At 69.2% G+C, this 14,245-nt stretch carries 17 protein-coding genes and 2 pseudogenes; 15 read left to right on the top strand and 4 right to left on the bottom strand.

Annotated features, from left to right (window positions below; all coding sequences use genetic code 11):
• Window positions 1-74 precede the first annotated feature (74 nt).
• From ACFO3J_RS32580 to ACFO3J_RS32570, 3 genes are read left to right on the top strand one after another with little or no spacing between them, the layout of a single operon-like run.
• The gene (locus ACFO3J_RS32580) at window positions 75-923 is read left to right on the top strand and encodes a DUF317 domain-containing protein (RefSeq protein ID WP_386437343.1); all 849 of its coding nucleotides are present in this window, start codon (window positions 75-77) and stop codon (window positions 921-923) included.
• 33 nt (window positions 924-956) lie between these two features.
• Window positions 957-1,445, top strand: a complete 489-nt coding sequence (locus tag ACFO3J_RS32575; protein ID WP_386437340.1) for a hypothetical protein — start codon at window positions 957-959, stop codon at window positions 1,443-1,445.
• Between the two features lie 55 nt (window positions 1,446-1,500).
• Window positions 1,501-1,845, top strand: a complete 345-nt coding sequence (locus ACFO3J_RS32570; protein ID WP_386437337.1) for a hypothetical protein — start codon at window positions 1,501-1,503, stop codon at window positions 1,843-1,845.
• Window positions 1,846-1,852: 7 nt separating this feature from the next.
• On the opposite strand, the gene ACFO3J_RS32565 is transcribed toward ACFO3J_RS32570, so the two are convergent.
• On the bottom strand, window positions 1,853-2,125 hold the full coding sequence (locus ACFO3J_RS32565; protein ID WP_386437334.1) for a hypothetical protein: 273 nt from the start codon (window positions 2,123-2,125) through the stop codon (window positions 1,853-1,855).
• Window positions 2,126-2,342: 217 nt separating this feature from the next.
• Between ACFO3J_RS32565 and ACFO3J_RS32560 the strand changes: the two genes are divergently transcribed.
• The 4 genes from ACFO3J_RS32560 to ACFO3J_RS32545 all read left to right on the top strand — a co-directional run bounded on the left by ACFO3J_RS32560 (window position 2,343) and on the right by ACFO3J_RS32545 (window position 4,001).
• Entirely contained in the window at window positions 2,343-2,696 is a 354-nt protein-coding gene (locus tag ACFO3J_RS32560) for a DUF317 domain-containing protein (protein ID WP_386437331.1), read from the top strand.
• Between the two features lie 68 nt (window positions 2,697-2,764).
• The gene (locus ACFO3J_RS32555) at window positions 2,765-3,127 is read left to right on the top strand and encodes a hypothetical protein (RefSeq protein WP_386437329.1); all 363 of its coding nucleotides are present in this window, start codon (window positions 2,765-2,767) and stop codon (window positions 3,125-3,127) included.
• A gap of 240 nt (window positions 3,128-3,367) precedes the next feature.
• Entirely contained in the window at window positions 3,368-3,580 is a 213-nt protein-coding gene (locus tag ACFO3J_RS32550; RefSeq protein ID WP_386437326.1) for a hypothetical protein, read from the top strand.
• A gap of 91 nt (window positions 3,581-3,671) precedes the next feature.
• Window positions 3,672-4,001: an esterase gene (locus ACFO3J_RS32545; RefSeq protein ID WP_386437324.1), complete on the top strand. Its 330-nt coding sequence runs from the start codon at window positions 3,672-3,674 to the stop codon at window positions 3,999-4,001.
• A gap of 308 nt (window positions 4,002-4,309) precedes the next feature.
• On the opposite strand, the gene ACFO3J_RS32540 is transcribed toward ACFO3J_RS32545, so the two are convergent.
• Together ACFO3J_RS32540 and ACFO3J_RS32535 are read right to left on the bottom strand one after the other, a co-directional pair.
• Window positions 4,310-5,314, bottom strand: coding sequence for an SRPBCC family protein (locus tag ACFO3J_RS32540; RefSeq protein ID WP_386437322.1), 1,005 nt, complete (start codon window positions 5,312-5,314; stop codon window positions 4,310-4,312).
• A 6-nt stretch (window positions 5,315-5,320) separates the two neighbouring features.
• Window positions 5,321-6,064 (bottom strand): hypothetical protein, encoded by a 744-nt coding sequence (locus ACFO3J_RS32535; RefSeq protein ID WP_386437319.1) that lies wholly within the window; start codon window positions 6,062-6,064, stop codon window positions 5,321-5,323.
• Between the two features lie 1,174 nt (window positions 6,065-7,238).
• Here ACFO3J_RS32535 and ACFO3J_RS32530 point away from each other — a divergent pair.
• Both ACFO3J_RS32530 and ACFO3J_RS32525 read left to right on the top strand, forming a co-directional pair.
• Entirely contained in the window at window positions 7,239-7,628 is a 390-nt protein-coding gene (locus ACFO3J_RS32530; RefSeq protein ID WP_386437316.1) for an ATP-binding protein, read from the top strand.
• 512 nt (window positions 7,629-8,140) lie between these two features.
• Window positions 8,141-8,653 (top strand): hypothetical protein, encoded by a 513-nt coding sequence (locus tag ACFO3J_RS32525; protein ID WP_386437313.1) that lies wholly within the window; start codon window positions 8,141-8,143, stop codon window positions 8,651-8,653.
• 580 nt (window positions 8,654-9,233) lie between these two features.
• Here ACFO3J_RS32525 and ACFO3J_RS32520 read toward each other — a convergent pair.
• Entirely contained in the window at window positions 9,234-10,277 is a 1,044-nt protein-coding gene (locus tag ACFO3J_RS32520) for a fatty acid desaturase family protein (protein ID WP_386437310.1), read from the bottom strand.
• Between the two features lie 455 nt (window positions 10,278-10,732).
• Between ACFO3J_RS32520 and ACFO3J_RS32515 the strand changes: the two genes are divergently transcribed.
• The 6 genes and pseudogenes from ACFO3J_RS32515 to ACFO3J_RS32490 all read left to right on the top strand — a co-directional run.
• The gene (locus tag ACFO3J_RS32515) at window positions 10,733-11,110 is read left to right on the top strand and encodes an STAS domain-containing protein (RefSeq protein ID WP_386437309.1); all 378 of its coding nucleotides are present in this window, start codon (window positions 10,733-10,735) and stop codon (window positions 11,108-11,110) included.
• Window positions 11,111-11,114: 4 nt separating this feature from the next.
• Complete coding sequence (locus ACFO3J_RS32510) at window positions 11,115-11,837, top strand: ANTAR domain-containing protein (RefSeq protein ID WP_386437307.1); 723 nt, start codon at window positions 11,115-11,117, stop codon at window positions 11,835-11,837.
• Window positions 11,834-12,601 carry a GAF domain-containing protein gene (locus ACFO3J_RS32505; protein WP_386437306.1) on the top strand — a complete coding sequence of 256 codons (768 nt, stop codon included), beginning with the start codon at window positions 11,834-11,836 and terminating at the stop codon, window positions 12,599-12,601. The genes ACFO3J_RS32510 and ACFO3J_RS32505 overlap by 4 nt, the downstream gene beginning before the upstream one ends.
• A 53-nt stretch (window positions 12,602-12,654) precedes the next feature.
• Window positions 12,655-12,960 (top strand): annotated as a pseudogene (locus ACFO3J_RS32500) (ATP-binding protein); the annotation flags it as partial.
• Window positions 12,961-13,254: 294 nt separating this feature from the next.
• Window positions 13,255-13,407: a hypothetical protein gene (locus ACFO3J_RS32495; RefSeq protein ID WP_386437303.1), complete on the top strand. Its 153-nt coding sequence runs from the start codon at window positions 13,255-13,257 to the stop codon at window positions 13,405-13,407.
• Window positions 13,368-13,619: pseudogene (locus tag ACFO3J_RS32490) on the top strand (MmyB family transcriptional regulator); the annotation flags it as partial. The gene ACFO3J_RS32495 and the pseudogene ACFO3J_RS32490, both read left to right, overlap by 40 nt.
• Between the last annotated feature and the right edge of the window lie 626 nt (window positions 13,620-14,245).

The raw sequence follows: 14,245 nt of genomic DNA, 5'->3' as shown, positions 1-14,245 counted from the left end.
GAAGCCACTGAAGGCAAGAAGCCATAAGCCACACCCGGCCCTCCCGGGCCGCCCAACAACTTACGGAGGAAGCCATGGCCTACGACCCCACCGACGACCGGTGGCGCGATCACCACGTCACACCCCGCTACCTGGCCGGACCCACCAGCTCCGGCGACGTGGCGCTGCGGCCCCTGCTCGACCGGGGCTGGACCCTGAACCACGACAAGCTGGGCAACGTCTACGTCACCACCCCGGACCACACGGTCCGGCTCGGTTATCTGCCCGAGGGCGACGACGACGCGCTGTGGAAGATCACGGCGTACTCCGACCCCTTCGCGATGCCCCGCTGGCTGGTCACCTTCCAGGACAGCGCCCCCACCGAGATCGTCGCGGGCTTCACAACCGCGCTCGCCGCCGCATACGCCGAAGGCCCTCACTCCTACCTCTACTACGGCAGCAGCGATCTCGCCGCGCTCGACGTCGGCACTCCCCTGGTGGCTGCGGGGTGGAGCCACAGCTTCGCAACCGCCGGCGTCTCCTTCCACTCCCCCGACGGCCTGGCAGAGGTTCACCTCCGGCGAAGCCGGCTCGACCACAGCGCCGAGATGACCGGGCACCAGGAGCGCTGGCTCACCCTGGCCGGCCCGCCGGGCAGCCAGTGGTACGCCACCGCCTCCTCCTTCACCCCCGAGGGCCTGGTGGCCGCGATGCACACCGCCCTGACTGACCCGGCCCCGGTCATCCGGTACGGCGACGACCTGCGTCGTCTGCCGCCGCAAGCCACCGCGACCGCGGTCAAACCCACCGTGCCGACGCCGCTTGAGGTCCGCCGCGCCCAGGCCGCCCGCGCCCGCTCCACGCTGCCCGCCGGCGCCGCCCGGCCCGTCATCCCGGCTCCACACCAAGCCCCCGCTCCGCACCGCCCGGGTCCGGGCCGCTAACCCAAACCCACGTCGGAGAAGAGGAGTTCACCCGTGTCCCATCCCACGGTCTTCGACCAGGCCACCGCGATAATCGAGAACGCCTGGGCCCGCCCCATCGAGGAGCTGGAGACCATCGCGGTCCAACGCCCGGCGCTCGACCCACTCCTGCGCTCTGCGATGCACATCCGCTCCGCGCTCGTCGTCTCGTCCAACGCGGTCGTCGTCCACCAGGACCGCCTGAACGCCATGACCCGGCCCGGCCAGGTGCCGGCCTTCTACGACCTGGAACGGATCACCAGGTCCGCGGTGGATCTGCGGGTCGCCCAGGCCGAAAGCCACGCCCGCCTGCAGGCGATCGGTCACATCATCGACGCCCGCGAAGCGGCCCTGCCCACAGACCGCGCCCCCGCGATCCGCCTGGCCCAAGCAGCCGTCGCCCGCTCCGTGCAGGCACCCCGGCCCCCGGGCCAACCACCCGATCAGACCGCCATCCCCGCCGCTGCCAGCCAACCGGCGGCCACCAGCAGCCCCCACCGGTAGCCCCTGAACGCGGCTCAGGACCGTCGACACAAGACCACCAGGAGAGGAATTACCCATGGCCTGCGAACGCCCCGCCTCATGGACCGACGCCTACCCCACACTCCTACGGCTCCTCGACGCCACCATCGAGGCGAACCGCACCACCACCCGCCCTACCGCGAATGTCCCCGCACTCCGCCGAGTCCGTCGCGACCTCGTCCAGATGGACAACGGCCACCAGCCCTACCCCGACAGCGTGCTCGAATGGAGCCCGCATGCCGCATACCGGCTCATCCGCGAGGTCATCACCGCAGCTCCGCTCGGCCACCCCGCTGTGGGTGCGGTTCTCCGGCTTGCCGCGGACATCGCAGACCAGAACGCGGCGGTCCGCGCCGCCGCCTCCCCCACCAAGCAGAGCTGACAGCCAATCAGTCGATGTGGTCGTCGAGGTGGGCGGCGTCCCCTGAACGGGGGCCCACCGCGCGGGCCAGCTCCTCCACGGTCATCTCCACGCGCAGCCCGTCCGCGACTCGCTGCTCCACCACCGTGTCCGCTTCTGGGTCCTCCTGGGCGGTGAGGCCCACGGCCCACTGACCGTCGGCGACCATCGCGGTGTCGCCGATCGTCCACGGCCGCCCGGCGGCGCGGATCTTGCGCTCCAGCCCGGCCCCGTCCCCGTGTCTGCCGCCCTGCTCCGTCATGCGCTGCCCCTTCGGCCTCGTACGGCCGTGCGCCGCAACCCAGCTACGACAACCGGCCGCCCTGATCCATTCCAGGGCGGCCGGTCTGCCGACGTCGACGGCCAGTTCGCCCACGGCAGACACGTTCCCCCGCCATACGACTACGAGCTTCGGCAGACCCCATGTCAACGTACGGGTGTCGGGAAAAACCGCAGGTCAACGAAGGGACCGTCCCGTTTTGAACACCGCCGGCAGCAACCTGCCCGCCCTCTTCGGCCCCGTCGTCACCGAGCGCCCCTCCCTGGCCGGCGACGGCTGCGCGGACCCGGTGATCAGCCTGCTCAGCGAGCGCGGTTGGGCGATCGTGGCCACCCCGGAGGCCAACGCGCACTGCACCAGCCCCGACGGGCGCGTCTACGTCGGCTGGCTGCCCGAGGACACCGCCGCCTGGCGGCGTGGCATCGTCTGGACTGTTCAGGCCACCCCCGCTGAAGGCGATGCGGAGCCCTGGGTACAGGAGTTCGGCCCGGACGTCCCGAGCCGGGCCGTGGCCGGGTTCCTCGAAGCGCTCATCAGCCACGCCGACCGCTGAACCACCGGCGGCCCGGCCTGCTGCCGGGACCGCACCTTGCCCACGGCCCCCGCACGAAGGAATCGCCCTTGAAGCTCCCGCTCAGCCCGCACCGGTTCGCCGGTCCCGCCATCACCACCCTCGGCCTCACCCTGGCGGCCAACACCCCCGTGCACAGCGCCGCCTTCGCGCTCAGCCTGGTCGTCACCGTCAATGGACTGGTGCACACCTGGGACTACGCCTACGAGAAGTCCCTCACCCGCGACAGCGACATCGTCGCCATCCTCGCCGCCCTGCCCGACGGAGCCCGCATCCCCGAGATCGCCCACGCCATGCGCGTCCGCGACGCAGACATCGCCATCTGCCTGCTCCGCCTCCTCCACAGGGGCCTGATCACGGTGGAAAACGACACCGCGCCGGTCCCCGAGCGACTCTTCCGCCTGGCGGCCTGAGTATCGCCCCGTGCCGGTCGGCCCCGTACCTGGCCGACCGGCCCCCGGCCGAGGACCCCGGCAACGGCTACGTCAACGAATCCCGCCGCCACCTGGCCGCACACCCCGCTCCGGAACCGAGCCCGGCGAAAGGCCCGAAGGTCCTGCGCGACCGGCTCCGCCTCCCGCGCTGACTCCCAGCCGCACCATTGCCTTCCTCTTCGTATCCCACCTTTCGTATCCCACTTCCCGGAGGTTTCCGTGCCCCACGACCTGACCGTCGGTTACCTGCTCCAGCAGCTCCAGGACCTCGACCCCAACCTGCGGATCCGCCTCGCCGTCAACCCCGACTGGCCCTTCGCCCACTTCCTCGGCGCCAGCATCGTCATCAGCGACGGACTCGTCTACATCGCCGAGGACGGCCAGGACGGTTACCTCCCGCCCGGAGTCCGCGACGCCCTCGCCTGGACCTGAACCCGCCCGACAGCTCCCCCTGGAGGCACCCATCCCTGCGCCACTTCACGCTTCCGCCGCGCTTCCCTTGCGGAGCCTCGCCCTTCGGCCGATGCCGAACGACACCGGCGGCGCACTCGTCCGCCGTATCTCCGGCCTTCCCAACGGCCCGCTCGACGTCGCCTGGCTCCCCGCCAGCACCACCAGACTCCCCCTCGGCCGCATCCGCCTGCGCTGGGAACCCGCTCCCTACGCAGGCTGGACCGTCCACGCCCACCTCGGCCTCGCCACCACCGAAGTCCTGCTCGCCCGATGGCCCACCGCCCCCGACGACTGGCCCACCCTGATACACCCCACCCTCTACGAGGTCACCGGCCTCTGCCACGCCCTCACCCTCGCCACCGCTGCCCTCAACCTTGCCGACCGCCTCGCCGAAATCTGAGCCGCTCCCTCCCGCCACGACCTCACAAGGCCGCCCCGCGCCGACCGGCGCGGGGCGGCCTTGCCGTATGTCCGACTAGGTCAGCCGTTGCGGGTGCCCGCCGTCGAAGACGAACAAGAAGCAGAACCGTATGGCCGAAGTCGACCGTTGCAGGACATGGCCTGCGATGGGGCCGCGCCACAACCGACCCACCTGTGCGGAGGTGGCCTCTAGGCCGAAACTGCTTTCGGTGATCGAGGTGGGGACGATCGGTCAGAGTGCCACCGTGTCCCCGTGCCGACGCCGGACTACGTCGTCCGGCATGCCCCTCAGCGCTTCGCCTTGGAACGCTTCGGACGCGCGCGGTCCTCGCTCGCCTCATCGGCTTCGGCTTCGTCTTCGTCCTCTTCGTCGTCGTCCTCGGACTCGTCCTGGGCGTCTTCGGAGCCCGGCTCCTCCTCGGTCTCTTCTTCCTCGCCGTCCTCGTCGGGCTCGTCGTCCTCGTCGGGCTCGTCGTCCTGCAGTCCTTCCTCGTGGGAGCGGACGACCTCGCCGTCGCGGATCTCGCCGCGCCAGCCCTCGATCTCCTCATCGGCGTTCATCGTCACGTGCCGGCCGAAGTGCTTCAGGTCGAGCCGCATGCGCCGGCCGGCCGCACGCCATAGGTTGGCGAACTTCTCCATGAAGCCGTCGGGGGTGTATTCGACAACCACCAGGATGCGGGTGAGGTCGGGGGCCAGCTCGTGGAAACTGACCACGCCGCTGGTGGTGCCCTTGGGGCCCTCCGAGGTCCATCGGATCCGCTCGTCAGGCACTTGCTCCTCGACGGTCGCCTCCCAGTTTCGCGTGGAGAAGGCGATCTTGGCCGTCCACTTGGAGGTGACGTCGTCCTCTTTCGAGACGTCCTGGACGCCCTTGCTGAAAGTCGGGAAGTCCTCCAGCTGGGTCCAGTGGTCGTAGGCGATACGGACCGGAACACCGATGTCGATGCTCTCCATGATGTTGGTGGTCTTGGAGTTTCCTTCGTTGCCGCCGCCACCCATTCCGGGGATCGCCTCCTTGACCTTGCCCACGACTTTGTCCTTGGTGTCCTTGGTCTTCTGGCCGAGCATCGCTTTGGCCGGGTTCTCGCCCTTCAGGATGCGGGCGCCGATAGCGGCCGTGCCGCCCTTCTCCTCGGCCATGCCGGTGAGCTTGTCGGTCAGGCCCGACACCTTGTCCTCGGCCTTCTCCACCCACCCGTGCGCGATGCCGTGCAGGAAGTCGGAGACCTCCTCGCGCAGATCCTCCAGCCCGGTGCCGCCGCCATCGGAGCCGTTCTTGTTCTCGGCCATGCCGGTCTACCTTCCGCGCCGGTTCGACGGTGACGGTGAACTATCAAATGTCACCTTCTGGCCCATGGGTGTGGACTTCTTTGCCGCCGCCTTCTTGGGCGCCAGCGTCTTGTTCGCTGTGGCCTGGCCCGTGCTCTGCTTCCTCTCCGATGCTGTTTGGGCCGCAAGCCTCTCCATGTCCTCCTCGTCCGGACTGTCCCGGTGCGGTGCCCGCTGCCGTGCCGAGCGTTCCGACCGGCTGCGGCCGGGGACGTGCCGGACCTCCAGGTGATGGGTGTCCGTAGACTCCTGTTCGTCTTCCTCTTTGTCCTCCACGGCTTCCGCCTTGCTGTCCTCGGGCTCTTCCCCGGCACCCTCCAGCTCATGGTCGGGGTCGGCCGAGGCTTCCTCGCCCTGGTTCTCAGCGTTCTCCCTGTCGTCCATGTCCTTATCTTTGGCGCCGTGCGCCGCTTCGTTGCGCTCCCGCAGTGTTTCCGCCATCGCGGCCAATTTGCGGTCGGCGGAGCCCGTCACTGCTGACCGGGCCGCGGCCAGCAGTTCACCGCTGACCTTGTCGCGCAGATCACCCAGTTGGGGGTTCTCTTTGAGGTGACGCAGGGCCTCGTAGGCCAGTTTGGACGGCGACAGGCTGAATCTGCGTCCGGCCACATAGGTGGCGATGGCGAAGGCGTACTTGGCGTTCTTGGTGCGGCCGAGCAGATAGCCGCTGGCGATGGCGGCGCTCACCGCCGCCTTGCTCGAGCTGTCCATCAGTGGGAACCTCCGAGGGCGTGAAGCGTCGGATGCGCGACCCGAGCCTGAGACGGGCATGTTGAAGGGGCTGATCCTGCTGCCTCCGACACCGGTCCGGGGTGTCGGAATCTCCCTGGTGCTGGACAGGGCCGCCAAGGAGGCGTGCGAACTCGCCGTCGTCCGCGTTCGGCTCGCTCGTACTCAACCGCGCCTAAGCCGAGGGCCGGATCGACACTGCGCTGTTGGAACACTAGGAGGGGTACCTCCGCAATCTGCCCAACGGCTTCGGACAGCCCCACCGGCATGTGGGCAGGTAGCTGTCGCACGCCGCGCACACCGCGAGCTGAACGCCCTGGTGCTCGCAGATCCCGACGCGCGGCCTCCGCCGCGTCCGCCGCTAGGGCGGGACAGCTGCTGCGTCGCTTGGTCGCCGGCCGGGAGCGCCCTACACGCTGTTCCGCCATGCACCCGAGTCTTCGCAACGAACCTGCGCCCTGCATCCCGGGCTGCCCCATCCGTGGTGCACCCGACACCAATGGGCCCATGGCCCCCCGGGAGCGCGCCCCCATGTACGGGCGGGCTCACCGCATCACGACAGGACCTCCGCGATCTGCCGACCCGCAGTCGAAGGGATGGCGCTGCTGACGCCGAGTGCGGATCCGTCGTCAGGCAGAGTCCACTTGTGCAACTCAGGTGCTGGGAGGCGCCGTGAGGTGACGCAGTAGCTGTTCGATGGTGTCAAGGCTCGCCTGCAGGGCTTGGATGTCACCGTGAGTGGCGCCTTGCTCCGTGTCCTTGAGACTGATCAGGAGCTGCCCGTCCGGTTCCAGTTGGCCTCGTGCGACGTCGCTGATGCATTCCAGCGGCAGCCGGGGACGCTGGTATCGCTGGTGAATTCCCGGAAGTAGACCGAACGGCGGGCGCCGCGCACCCTCACAGGTGGGTGGCGCCCGCCGTCCATCTCTCCCGGGGGCGTCCCGACGCTGGGCAGGTGACCGCTCCCGGTGGTGCGGGCGGCCACCTGAAGCCCGGCCGGTTACGGGCAGGCTGATGCCGAAAGACCGTTCAACCGTCACGACCGGGGTAGGCAGGTTCTGTCCGGCGACACTGCGGATCGCGCACTGGTCGCTCGCGGAGCGGTCAGGCATACGGCACAGAGCCGATGGTGGGACCGCCGGGGTGGGGCGGTGTGATGCGAAGCAGCGAGGTCTACGCCGGCGAGCCGGGCGCCGTCGCGGCGGCCCGGCACCTGACCGCGGTGTTCTTCGACCGCATCGGCGGCGAGGACGGTACCGCGGCGGCTCCCCCGCACCTGCTCATGGAGGCTCAACTGGTGGTCAGCGAACTGGTCACCAATGCCGTGAAGCACACCACCGGACCGTGCGGCCTGGACCTCGAACTGCTGAGCGACGCTGTCGAGATCACCGTCTGGGACACCTCCTCGCGGCCTGTGACGGTGATGGGCCATGATCCGGCTCGGGTCGGGCGACATGGCCTGGAAATCGTCGTCGTGCTCTCCTTCGGCTTCGAGGTCACCCACACCGCCGCCGGGAAAAGGATCACGGTCCGGTTGCCCCTCTGAACCTGCGAGCTGCCCCAGGGCGCACGATGCCCCGCCACCCCGACTCCTGGAAGAAGCCCATTCCCAAAATGGCGGACTCTCGGCCGTCCAGCTCCCCCCGCCGGCCATGGTCGGCGGGGCGTCCAGCACGGTTGCCAAGCGGGGTGATACGGCCGAGAGGTTCCGTCGACCCCGTTCGGCTGGTCGGCCTGTGGAAGGCGATGCCCGGTGCTGACGCGATGGTGGGTTACATGCCTGTCCATTTGGCGACGTGACGCGCGGTACTCGGTCTGGCCACGGAGAACGGGAAGTGGGCAGGTCACGCACGCCGCCGTCGCGCAGGGGGTGGCCGTGTTGATCTCGGACCCGGCGTTGAATCGAGGCTCTCAGCAGGTCGTGCAGGCCCTGGTGCCCCACGCTCCTGAGCCGTTCAGGGCACACGGCGGCATTTCGTCGTATCGGCTGTGTCCGCTCGCGGTTTGCTGTCGAGGTGCGGGACGTGAGGCGGCGGCTGGCAATCAGCTTGGCGGAGGATGAGCGAGAGAGGTTTCACGGTGCAAGGTGCCAGGCTTGGTATCTATCTGAACGACCATCTGGCCGGTGCCACCTTCGGCGTCGGGATCGCGCGGCGCATCGCGCATCAGCACCGCCGCTCAGGAGGGGGAGCCGACCTGGAGCGCATCGCCGAGGATATCGCTCAGGACCGGCAGACCCTCCTCGCCATCATGGGCTCGCTCGGTGTGCCCGCCCGCCGATACAAGATCTACGGGGGTTGGGCCGCCGAGAGGCTTGCCCGCCTGAAGTCGAACGGTGTCCTCTACCGCCGCTCCGGACTGAGCGCGCTCATCGAGCTGGAGACCCTGCGACTGGGAGTCGAGGGAAAAACCCTCATCTGGCGCACGCTGCTCGTGATCGCCACGGACCGGCACGATCTCGATGAGTCGCTTTTGAGGAGCCTGCTCAGCCGGGCGCGGGACCAGATCGAGACGCTGGAGGCGTTGCGACTGGAGGCAGTGGCGGCCACCTTCTCCCCCGAGAGCGGATGACTTCGGGCATGCCATGAGACCGCGCGGTCGTGCCAGGGTGATGGCTATGCCGACGCCAGCCAGTCCAAAATCGAGGTCGGCGTCGGCGCACACCGACCACTGTCCACCACGTACCAACTCGTCCGGGGTTCCCCGACGAGCTGAGCGCCGTGCCCCACGTACTCGGTCGTCTCAGCCGGCTCACCGCCAAGGCCCCCGGTACACAGCCGGATAGCTCACCCACCGGCTGGCCAGCCGTGCTCGGCCGTCACGGGCTCGAACGCCATCTGGTGGGCCACCACCGAGCCGGACGCCGGGGCCGCCGCGTGGAGCCGCCCGCCGCACCGTGGCGTACCAGGCGGCTGAGGGGGGCTCCGCCTAGGGTGAATAGCAGCGGGCACGCCCGGACCCGTTGTCCTCCCGGAGTTGCCTGTTTCCCCCGGAAGGCACGGCTAACGGCCGCCCGACTGGGCCCGGCCGTCCATCCCGCCGGACGGCCGGGCATCTCAAGACCAACCGACGTGCAGCCGGGCGCAGACGACTGTGTTGTCCTCATCGGCTGGATTCCTCGGTGCGCCGTACCGGAATGGCCCGCAGCTGCCTACAGGAGGGGGGCGCTCTTGCCGCGGATGGGGGCGCCGGCCTGGTGGAGGCTGGCGAGGGCTTGCCGGTAGGAGGTGATGAGGCTGGTCTCCAGGTAGGCGACGCCCAGCTCCTCGCAGTAGCGCCGGACGATGATCTGGGCCTTGCGCAGGTGGGGGCTGGGCATGCTGGGGAAGAGGTGGTGCTCGATCTGGTAGTTCAGCCCGCCCATAGCAATGTCGGTGAACCATCCGCCGCGAACGTTGCGCGAGGTGAGCACTTGGCGGCGCAGGAAGTCCGGGCGGTCCTTGCCGGTCAGGATCGGCATGCCCTTGTGGTTGGGGGCGAAGATCGAGCCCAGGTAGATGCCGAAGAGGCACTGGTGGACGGCGAGGAAGGCCATCGCCATGCCGGGCGGCAGCACCAGCAACAGTACGGTCAGGTAGACCGCGAAGTGCCCGAAGAGCAGTGATCCCTCCAGCAGGCGCCTCTTGAGCGAGCGGTCGGCCAGCGCCCGCACCCCGGCCACGTGCAGGTTGAAGCCCTCCAGCGTCAGCAGCGGGAAGAACAGAAAGGCCTGCCAGCGGCCGATCACGCGGGCGAATCCTTTGGCGGCGCGAGCCTGGTCCTGCGACCAGACCAGCAGGTCGGGGGCCACGTCGGGGTCGAGTTCCTCGTGGTTGGGATTAGCGTGGTGGCGGGTGTGCTTGTCCTGCCACCAGCCGTAGCCCATGCCGATGCCCGCGTTGCCGGCGATCCGCCCGGACACCTCACTGGCCTTGCGGAGCCGGAAGACCTGGCGGTGGGCCACGTCGTGCGCGACCAGGGCCACCTGGCCGAAGACCACGGCGAGGAACGCGGCGACCGCCAGCGTCCACCAGCTGCGGCCCACCAGCACGAAGGCGGTCCAGCCGCCCGCGTAGAGTGCGGCGACGAGCCCGACGCGCAGCGTGTAGTAGCCGGGGCGGCGGGTCATCAGACCGCTGTCCGCGATCTTCTTCGACAGCCGGGCGAAGTCGCTCCCGGCTGCCTGCTCGGGACGTACGGAGGGGTCGGCGGTCACGGACGCGAACCTTTCGGTGGGTGTCACCCGGGCATGCCACTCCGGGATTCGCTCCCCACAGCCGGTAGCGGGGTCACGGCCGAGAGCCTCTCCTTGCGGAGACAGCTCTCAAAGTGCGAGAGGACTTGATTTTAACTCACAGACTATGCTCAACTTGATGATTTGCCATCTGGTGTCTGTGGGACTCGGTCTCCCTTGCCTCTCCCGTAGCGCATGCGCGGCAACAATCGCGGGGTAGGCTTGGCACTGCGTCCTTGACCCTGGCGTGGCTGACCTGACGTGGTGACACCGAGCCCACCAATCGACATATTTCCTCTCTGTGCGCCTCCGGGCCCGGACCGGCGTCGGCCTCAGCACCAGGTACGGCACACCCGTCCGAAAGCGTCGGCGAAGATCATCACTTCGCCTGTCGCAGGCAGCCCGGGAACCGAGGCGTGATGACTGTCATGCGTACGATGACCCTCTACCGGTGCGACGACCGGGTAACCGTGTTCTTGGAGGGTGAGATCGACCTGGCCACCGCTCCTGCTGTAGGCGTCGCTGTTCACGACTGTCTCAGCCAGGGGTTCGGCAGTATCGATGTCGATCTGGCCAGGCTCACCTTCTGTGACGTCAGCGGCTTGAAGGTCTTCCTGGCCGCGACACGTTGCGCGGAGGCGGCGGGCGGCCGAGTGCGGCTGCATGGCTCGACGGCCGCAGTCCGCCGGGTCTTCGAACTCACCGGCACCGCTTTCCTGCTGGATGTCCCCCGCACCGCACCCTCCTCCCGCTCCGAGGAACTCCCGCCGATGCCTCCCGTGGCGGGGCGGCCGGCGGCGTCCAGTGATCAGTGACCGCATGGCCGAGGTCCTGCGCCTGCTCCAGCAACGCGGTGGAGCCGATGACGGCGTGGACATCGCCGTCGCCGGTGCCGCCGCGCTCGCTGTGGACGGACTCGCTGTGTCCCTGGCGGCCGGCTCGGGCCGCAGCGAGGTTCTGTGGTGCTCCGACGAGACCTCCCGCGTTTTCGAAGACCTGCAGTTCACCCTCGGTGAAGGCCCGGGACCGGACTGCCTGGCCAGCGCCACGGCGGTGCGGATCCCGGATCTGGCGCGGGTGCGCCAGGACCGGTGGCCCGCGCTGATCATGGAGGCACCGGACCAGGCGGCGCGGGCGGTGTTCTGTTTCCCCTTGCGCATCGGGGCGATCGCTGTGGGAGTGCTCACCGCCGTCCGGCGTGCTCCCGGCCGGCTCACGCATGCGCAGACCGATGACGCCCTCGCGCTGGCGGCGGCGCTGACGATGCGTGTGCTGGCACGTGGCCAGCCGGAAGTGCTGCCGCGGGACGACGCGGCATCGCTGCCCTTCCTGCAGCACGCCGTCGTCCACCAGGCGACCGGCATGGTCAGCGTCCAGCTCGCCGTACCCTTGGCCGAGGCTTTGCTGCGCCTGCGCGCCCACGCCTACAGCAGCAGGCGCACCCTCACCGAAACCGCTCGCGACATCGTGGCCAGACGACTGCGACTGGCTCCCGGCACCGAACCCCTCCCGCCCGCCGCAGACAAGGACCCAACGCCATGAATAGCCGCGAACAGCAGGTCACCGAGGTCTTCGTGGAGGTCGCCGACTCCCTGATCGCCGACTTCGACGTCATCGACTTCCTGCAGAAGCTGTCCGAGCGCTGCGTGGAGATCCTGGACGTGGCGGCGGTCGGCATCCTGCTCGCGGACGAGCACGGCGTCCTGCATGTCCTGGCAGCCTCCGACGAGCACACCCGGCTGCTGGAACTGTTCGCCCTCCAGTACGACCAGGGCCCCTGCGTCGAGTGCTACCGCAGCGGCCGGGCGCGCACCAACATCGACCTCACCGACCCCGGGGCCACCGCGGACTGGCCGCTGTTCGCCCGCGGCGCCCAGGAAACCGGGTTCGTGGCCACCAGCGCCCTGCCGCTGCGGCTGCGCGGCCGGGTGATCGGCGCGGTCGGCCTGTTCCAGACCGACCCCCAGCCGCTCAGCCCCCAGGACCTCACCCTCGCCCAGGCACTGGCCGACGTGGCGACGATCGCGATACTGCAGCAGCGCACCCTGGCCCACAGCGAAGCCGAACGCGACCAGCTCCAGTACGCCCTCAACAGCCGGGTCATCATCGAACAGGTCAAAGGCATCCTCGCCGAACGCTGGCAACTCCCCGTCGACGAAGCCTTCCGCGTCTTCCGCGCCTACGCCCGCTCCCACAGCCTCAAACTGTCCCAACTCGCCCGGGAGATCGCCGAGGGCCGCTTCAACACCGGCCGGATCCGCACCGCGTCCACACCCCCGCAGGCCGGCACACCGGCCGGGATCTGACACACCGGCGGCCCCGACGCCCACCAAGCCGCGTGGACATGGTCGACGACTGAGGAAACGGCAAGTCCCACCTGCTCATTGCGCTGGACACCGAGACCGCGGTGCAGGGCTACCCGCGCCTGCAACCTGTTGTGCGGTGATGAACTCGGCTTACGTAGACCTCTACCGGCCCGGCGCTGAACTCTTGTTCCAGGTTCTCACGGAGCCCGTGAGAAGAACGGTGTTGTGATCGTCTCGAGCGAGTCGTGCAGCGGGTGGACGAAGACCTTCACCAATCCAGGCTCCGCGCGGACATCGTGGACCGGCTTACCTTCAACGGTTCCATGATCCGGACAGGCACTGGGCCCCAGCGGCTGGCCCCGCGTCCTCCGGCGCCCGCATACATCGTGGAGGCGTTTGCCCACCGTCTGGGCGAACCGCTGGCGAGCGAGGACGCCGGCCTGACCCGAACCTCTGGCCGCATTCCGGTCTGGTCCTGGGAGGCGAACCCGGTGCAGCATCTGGCCGAACTCACCAGAAGTCAGCTGAACCCCGAGCGGGACCGGATATCAGGAATCGATGTGTACCGGCTCAGCGCGCTGGCGGTTCCTGAGTAGGAGGAACTGGTCCCGCGGTCCACGACCCACCGCGCCGGGGTGCTGTCCGGACGGCGGGTGAGCCAGGTGGAAGTGTCGGCGCTGCAGAGCATGACCGCCTTCTTCGCGGTTTCTACCGAAGCTTTCGGCGGCTGGCACGCCCGCACCGCCTACCTGGCCGACGATGTCTCTTCCGCACGTGGTGTGCCGAACGCCGGGTCAACAGCGTGACGCACGGCACCAACCACTACCACCGAATCGTCGGGAATCTCACCTGGACTGCGACACCTGGACCAGCCCCGACGGCAGTGGGCAGCGGCTCATGGTGCTCACTGCCGAGCCGGGGACCCCCTCGGGACGAAGCACTGCGCATCCTCGCCTCCTGGACGGCTCCCGACGACACGCACACCGGGCCCGCGACGCCTTCGGAGCCGACAGCGTGACGACCATGCCAACCACGGAGCATTTCGAAGCACTCCGCGATGCCTTCTCACTGCGCGTCTCCGCCGATCCGGCGTTATTGGGCACCTCCGGAAGGCGGAGATCGGCATGGTCCTGGCCGGTGGAATCCTCTGCGGCCGTGCTCAGCGCGGCACGGCCTCGCAGTGCCGGTGTACTTGCTTCCCGGCCGGTTGGCCGGGCCGGCCATCGTGGTCGCCCCTCGCGGGACCGCCCGCACACCCATCGCAGCGATAAACGTCAATCAGGGTTACCTGAAGGACGACGCGACTGTCATGTGCCTGGACTGGCCGGTGTGGACCGCGCCAAGCGGGATGCCGCCCCGGCGCCGACCTCACAGCCTCGCATGCCCACTGAAGCCGTCATGGGGTCCTGGCGGAATGGAGGACGATCCGGCGCGGGCGCTGAGGAACGTTCGGCACGAATGACCGCCAGTTCCTCCCTGTTCCGGCCCGCTGTCAGCAGCCCCTGCTGGCGCAGCCACGGCAGAGGCGAGCGCAGCACGGGGCCGAGCGGGATGGGAAGCCGGCTGGCGCCCCGGCCTGTGCTCCGCGCGCTACCAGGTACAAGGCTGCTGCCCGCCGGCGGCGCCAACTGTGCGGGAGCGGCG

It is taken from the genome of Streptomyces polygonati (genome assembly GCF_042650325.1).
GTDB lineage: Bacteria > Actinomycetota > Actinomycetes > Streptomycetales > Streptomycetaceae > Actinacidiphila > Actinacidiphila polygonati.
The sequence above is the reverse complement of the archived record's forward strand: the minus strand, read 5'-3'. Positions and strand labels throughout refer to the sequence as shown.

Bases quoted from the DNA above. Each gene is read 5' to 3' on its own strand.
- ACFO3J_RS32580 (WP_386437343.1), top strand. From the start codon at position 75: ATGGCCTACGACCCCACCGACGACCGGTGGCGCGATCACCACGTCACA.
- ACFO3J_RS32570 (WP_386437337.1), top strand. From the start codon at position 1,501: ATGGCCTGCGAACGCCCCGCCTCATGGACCGACGCCTACCCCACACTC.
- ACFO3J_RS32565 (WP_386437334.1), bottom strand. From the start codon at position 2,125: ATGACGGAGCAGGGCGGCAGACACGGGGACGGGGCCGGGCTGGAGCGC.
- ACFO3J_RS32545 (WP_386437324.1), top strand. From the start codon at position 3,672: ATGCCGAACGACACCGGCGGCGCACTCGTCCGCCGTATCTCCGGCCTT.
- ACFO3J_RS32540 (WP_386437322.1), bottom strand. From the start codon at position 5,314: ATGGCCGAGAACAAGAACGGCTCCGATGGCGGCGGCACCGGGCTGGAG.
- ACFO3J_RS32535 (WP_386437319.1), bottom strand. From the start codon at position 6,064: ATGGACAGCTCGAGCAAGGCGGCGGTGAGCGCCGCCATCGCCAGCGGC.
- ACFO3J_RS32530 (WP_386437316.1), top strand. From the start codon at position 7,239: ATGCGAAGCAGCGAGGTCTACGCCGGCGAGCCGGGCGCCGTCGCGGCG.
- ACFO3J_RS32525 (WP_386437313.1), top strand. From the start codon at position 8,141: ATGAGCGAGAGAGGTTTCACGGTGCAAGGTGCCAGGCTTGGTATCTAT.
- ACFO3J_RS32515 (WP_386437309.1), top strand. From the start codon at position 10,733: ATGACCCTCTACCGGTGCGACGACCGGGTAACCGTGTTCTTGGAGGGT.
- ACFO3J_RS32510 (WP_386437307.1), top strand. From the start codon at position 11,115: ATGGCCGAGGTCCTGCGCCTGCTCCAGCAACGCGGTGGAGCCGATGAC.
- ACFO3J_RS32505 (WP_386437306.1), top strand. From the start codon at position 11,834: ATGAATAGCCGCGAACAGCAGGTCACCGAGGTCTTCGTGGAGGTCGCC.